The 4,020-nt window shown below is 34.8% G+C and carries 8 protein-coding genes; 4 read left to right on the plus strand and 4 right to left on the minus strand.

Going from position 1 to position 4,020, the window contains the following annotated elements:
* Positions 1–29 precede the first annotated feature (29 nt).
* Both A3SG_RS0117785 and A3SG_RS0117790 read right to left on the minus strand, forming a co-directional pair.
* Positions 30–299: a hypothetical protein gene (locus A3SG_RS0117785; protein ID WP_016991345.1), complete on the minus strand. Its 270-nt coding sequence runs from the start codon at positions 297–299 to the stop codon at positions 30–32.
* On the minus strand, positions 296–571 hold the full coding sequence (locus A3SG_RS0117790; RefSeq protein WP_016991346.1) for a hypothetical protein: 276 nt from the start codon (positions 569–571) through the stop codon (positions 296–298). The genes A3SG_RS0117785 and A3SG_RS0117790 overlap by 4 nt, the downstream gene beginning before the upstream one ends.
* A gap of 529 nt (positions 572–1,100) precedes the next feature.
* Here A3SG_RS0117790 and A3SG_RS22800 point away from each other — a divergent pair.
* The 4 genes from A3SG_RS22800 to A3SG_RS21425 are packed head-to-tail and all read left to right on the plus strand — an operon-like array spanning position 1,101 to position 3,349.
* Complete coding sequence (locus A3SG_RS22800) at positions 1,101–1,679, plus strand: tyrosine-type recombinase/integrase (protein ID WP_016991347.1); 579 nt, start codon at positions 1,101–1,103, stop codon at positions 1,677–1,679.
* 7 nt (positions 1,680–1,686) lie between these two features.
* Positions 1,687–2,046 (plus strand): tyrosine-type recombinase/integrase, encoded by a 360-nt coding sequence (locus tag A3SG_RS22805; protein WP_255347726.1) that lies wholly within the window; start codon positions 1,687–1,689, stop codon positions 2,044–2,046.
* Positions 2,031–3,140 (plus strand): IS91 family transposase, encoded by a 1,110-nt coding sequence (locus tag A3SG_RS0117800; RefSeq protein ID WP_016991348.1) that lies wholly within the window; start codon positions 2,031–2,033, stop codon positions 3,138–3,140. Before A3SG_RS22805 ends, A3SG_RS0117800 begins: the two co-directional genes overlap by 16 nt.
* A gap of 2 nt (positions 3,141–3,142) precedes the next feature.
* The gene (locus tag A3SG_RS21425) at positions 3,143–3,349 is read left to right on the plus strand and encodes a hypothetical protein (protein WP_232226430.1); all 207 of its coding nucleotides are present in this window, start codon (positions 3,143–3,145) and stop codon (positions 3,347–3,349) included.
* A 16-nt stretch (positions 3,350–3,365) separates the two neighbouring features.
* Here the strand turns inward: A3SG_RS21425 and A3SG_RS0117805 are convergent, their stop codons facing one another.
* Together A3SG_RS0117805 and A3SG_RS20380 are read right to left on the minus strand one after the other, a co-directional pair.
* A complete protein-coding gene (locus A3SG_RS0117805) occupies positions 3,366–3,641 on the minus strand; it encodes a hypothetical protein (RefSeq protein ID WP_016991349.1) in 276 nt (91 codons plus the stop codon).
* A 48-nt stretch (positions 3,642–3,689) separates the two neighbouring features.
* Positions 3,690–4,020: hypothetical protein (locus A3SG_RS20380; protein ID WP_035664635.1), on the minus strand; the 331-nt coding region annotated here is incomplete at its 5' end.

A 4,020-nucleotide genomic window follows, 5' to 3' on the forward strand; every position in this document is an offset into this window, starting at 1 on the left:
ATTTGAAATTTATTTTTCATATTTGTTTGTTATTTTGAGCAATCATTAAAATCTTCCAGTGCATCAGACATACAATTTGTATTTTCGATCATAACAAGTGTAGTACTCAATGCACAAGTCCATGGTCCTGAAAAACATGAAATAAGTGCATAGGTTCCATATAGATTTACATCTCTGTTGCAAAGGTCTTTAGCACTATCATAATCACTGTCACAAGAATTAGCCCTATTAAATTTTATGATTTTGACATTTAACCCAATTACTGTTTCGTTTATGGCTTCATCCACGTATTTAGTCAACAGACTATTTTGTTCTGATTTTTTAATTTAAAAAAGACTGCATTATTCGATTGGAATTTTTTACTGTTTTGACCTTGAAGCGAAATTAACTCGCTCAATTCATTAAATTTAATTATTCCAGCTTTTTGCAAAATTATTTTAAATTCATTTTCATTTGTGCAATTTTCAGATTTGTACTTAAGCAAAATTTCTTTATTAAATTTTGTTTCGTTATCAAAAATAGGAATAATTTTATTATTGATTTCTACATTTTTTTTTACAAAATTATGCACATTTTCATAATTTAAGACTTTATCGTTATCATTTAATGTGACTTCATCTTTTTGATATGATCAAATTACAATTACAATAATCATTGTACCCAAAAATTTAAAAACTAATTTTTTCATAATAAATAATTTCTTCCCAATTATATTAATGCGGACTACCGATAGGACGATAACTTTAGGTACTGTTTTTTTTAATTTTTTTAAAATTAAGGTTAATGTACCGCCCCGCTGGTTTACTAATTTTTACTTTTAATTCGCTTGTTTTATGTTACATGATGTATAAGTTACGTTTTTGATCATTTTTCAGCGGTAACTTCGGTCAAAAATTTTCTGCCAACGGAAGGTGCTTTGCTACGTAGTGAAACTGACACAAAAACAATGCTAAGGTTAAGCAATATAAAACCAAGAGAACAAAAATAATTAAATTAATCAACCGTGTAAGCTATGTTGCAAAGCACGGGTTGAACTAAACCTTCGGTAGTGCATTGTGTGAAAAACCAGTTCTTTGTAAATATATATAAAACCAATTACAATGATAAAAAAAGAAGATGAAGTAGTTAAATACGTAACCATCATCAATCGCGCTATCGCAGAAGTTCCAAATTTCCCAGAATTATTTCATCGCTTTAAGCGAACTATGTCCGTTCTAGGCAGAAGTGAGAGCACCTGCAGAAACTACGGTCAACATATAGCAGCGATGGCGTTACATTTTGGTAAAATCCCCACTGATCTAGATGTAGAACAAGTACAAGAATACTTGTTTCTACTTCAAAAACGATCCAAAACACCCTCGCAAACCTACTTTAAACACTGTGTTTACGGACTTAGATTCTTACTTAAATCCGAAGAATTGCCTTATGAGTATTTACATTTACCCTCTATAAAGCACGACAAAAAGCTCCCCACAGTACTCAGTAAAGAAGAAGTTTGGCGGCTACTAAAAAATTGCCGTTTACTCAAACACAAAGTACTCGTAGGACTTTTATATGGTTGTGGCTTACGCTGTATGGAAGCGCGAAGTGTACGCTTACAAGATCTTGATTTTGACCGTGAACAACTTAAAGTAGTTCAGGGAAAAGGAAAAAAGGACCGCTCAAGTCCCGCTATCTAAACACCTTATTCGGGTACTAAAAGTATATATCGAAGCGGAGAAACCTAAAACGTATCTCTTCAACGGTCAACCGCAAGGCATAGCAGGAGGAGATTTTGACAGTCGTTATTCACAGCGTGGCGTACAATGGGTAGTGAAGCAAGCTAGTAAATCAGCAGGAATAACTAAGGATGTTTGCGTGCATACGCTTCGACATACGTTTGCGACACACTTACTCGAGGACGGACTCGATATCATCAGTCTAAAAAATCTCTTGGGACATGAAAGTATCGAGACGACGATGGAATATTTACAAATTGCGCAACTCGACACCATAAAAGCCTTTAGTCCACTTGATACCTTGTTTGATAAGTGCAGCTCGAAGTAGCTCATATACTGGATAAACTGGGGCAAAACATTGAAAATTTAGGACTAAACACTTGGCAATTACGAACTTTATCTGCCGTAAGAAAATGTCGTACTGCTGCATTGGGAGGTCATATCGATGGTTGCGATTCTTGCGGAAACATCAGCATTAGCTATGACTCTTGTCGCAACCGCCATTGTCCCAAATGTCAGGGTAAAAACCGAGAAGATTGGATACAGGCTAGACAACGCGAACTTTTGCCAGCTCCGTACTTCCACGTAGTTTTTACCTTGCCCGATAGTATTAATCCCCTGGCGATGCATGACCCTAGATTGGTTTATAATTTGTTATTCGAATCAGCTTTGGCAACGCTAAAAACTTTTGGAGCAAGAAAAGAAATCCAAACTGGAATGATTGCTGTTTTACACACTTGGGGGCAAAATTTATCGCTGCATCCACACTTGCATTGCATTGTGCCTAGCGGTGGCGTGGATAAAAACGGCATTTGGAAAAACATACAAGGCGATGGTAAATTTTTGTTTCCAGTCAAAGCGTTGTCTACAGTTTTCAGGGCAAAATATTGCGAGAAACTAAAAGAGAGAAGTCCTGACAATTATACAAGAGTCAAGAAACAACTTTGGGAGAAACAGTGGGTAGTGTTTGCCAAAAAGCCGTTTGGAAGCCCAAAAACGGTGGTGGAATATCTGGGTAGATACACACACAAGATTGCCATAAGTAATCATAGAATACAAAGTGTAAATGACCAAAATGTAAGTTTTCATTACAAAGATTACCGCCAGAACGGGCAACGCAAAAGCATGACCCTCACGCACGAGGAATTTATCCGCCGTTTTGCGCTTCATATTTTGCCCAAGGGTTTTGTAAAAATACGGCATTATGGTTTTTTGAGTAGCAATTGGAAACGAGAGAAATTAAAGATTTTACAAGAAAAACTAAAAGTAAAGCCCCAAATAAAAGTAGCCAAAGAATCGAAAATCAGAAAGTGCCAATGTTGTAAAACGGGAAATTTGCACACCATTTTGGTGTTTGACCAAAGAGGACCGCCTGCTTGCTATCTTGGCATTAGCCAAAGAGCTGCTCCCTACAAAAAATAGTTTTGTGGGTAGGGCACGTATGCGATGATGTGAAGAAAAACACGATAAAAACAGCCTACTTTACGGCTAAAATAAAAAGAGGACGCTTTGTCCTCTTGAAGTACCTAAACTTGCTTATCGATATCCCCATAGTGGCGGAAGTAGAGCGGTTCCGTTCAACCGCGGGTTCATTGTTGGCTTTTCAAGCCCAACGAACCCTTATCTATTAGCGGCTGGTGTTCTTTTTTATAAATAATTAGAAACAGAAATTTGAATTTCTTCAATTAACTCCTTGTCCATAAATTTATAAATATCTGGGATTTCTAAAATAATTATTTCCATGTTTTTTGTTTCATTAGGAAATTTTAAAATTATTTTTTCTTTGTGATGCTTTTCCATTACGAATATTAAGTTAGCCCAAATTAAAAGTTTTGAATTCACCTTAATTCTTGCAGAATTTTCCGTTCCTGCTGATTTTACGATAATTTCAGAATTATTTTTATAAATAGTTTCTGCTGTCAAACTTCGCCATTTGTTTCTGCTACATATAAATAAAATGTTTTTAATAGCTTATTTTTTTCTATTTAAATAAAATTGTATTCCATAAATGATTAAAGCCAAACCAATTCCGATATGTGGTAAATATGTTGGCCAAGCATCCATGAAAAAAATTACTCCAAGTATATATTCGGAAAAGATGATTATAATGATTGCAAATATTGTGAATATCCAATTTATTAATTTTCTTTTCTTAACTAAAATTAAGATTGACTTTGTAAATACAAAAACAGCAATAATTGTTGGAATTAAAAACCAATAGTAAAATTCAGGTTCTCTTATTAAATTTTCAATTGTCATTTTTTGTAATTTTTTTGCCGTCGCGCTACACTTGACGCTAACG

This window comes from Flavobacterium sp. ACAM 123, assembly GCF_000264055.1.
Classification (GTDB): domain Bacteria; phylum Bacteroidota; class Bacteroidia; order Flavobacteriales; family Flavobacteriaceae; genus Flavobacterium.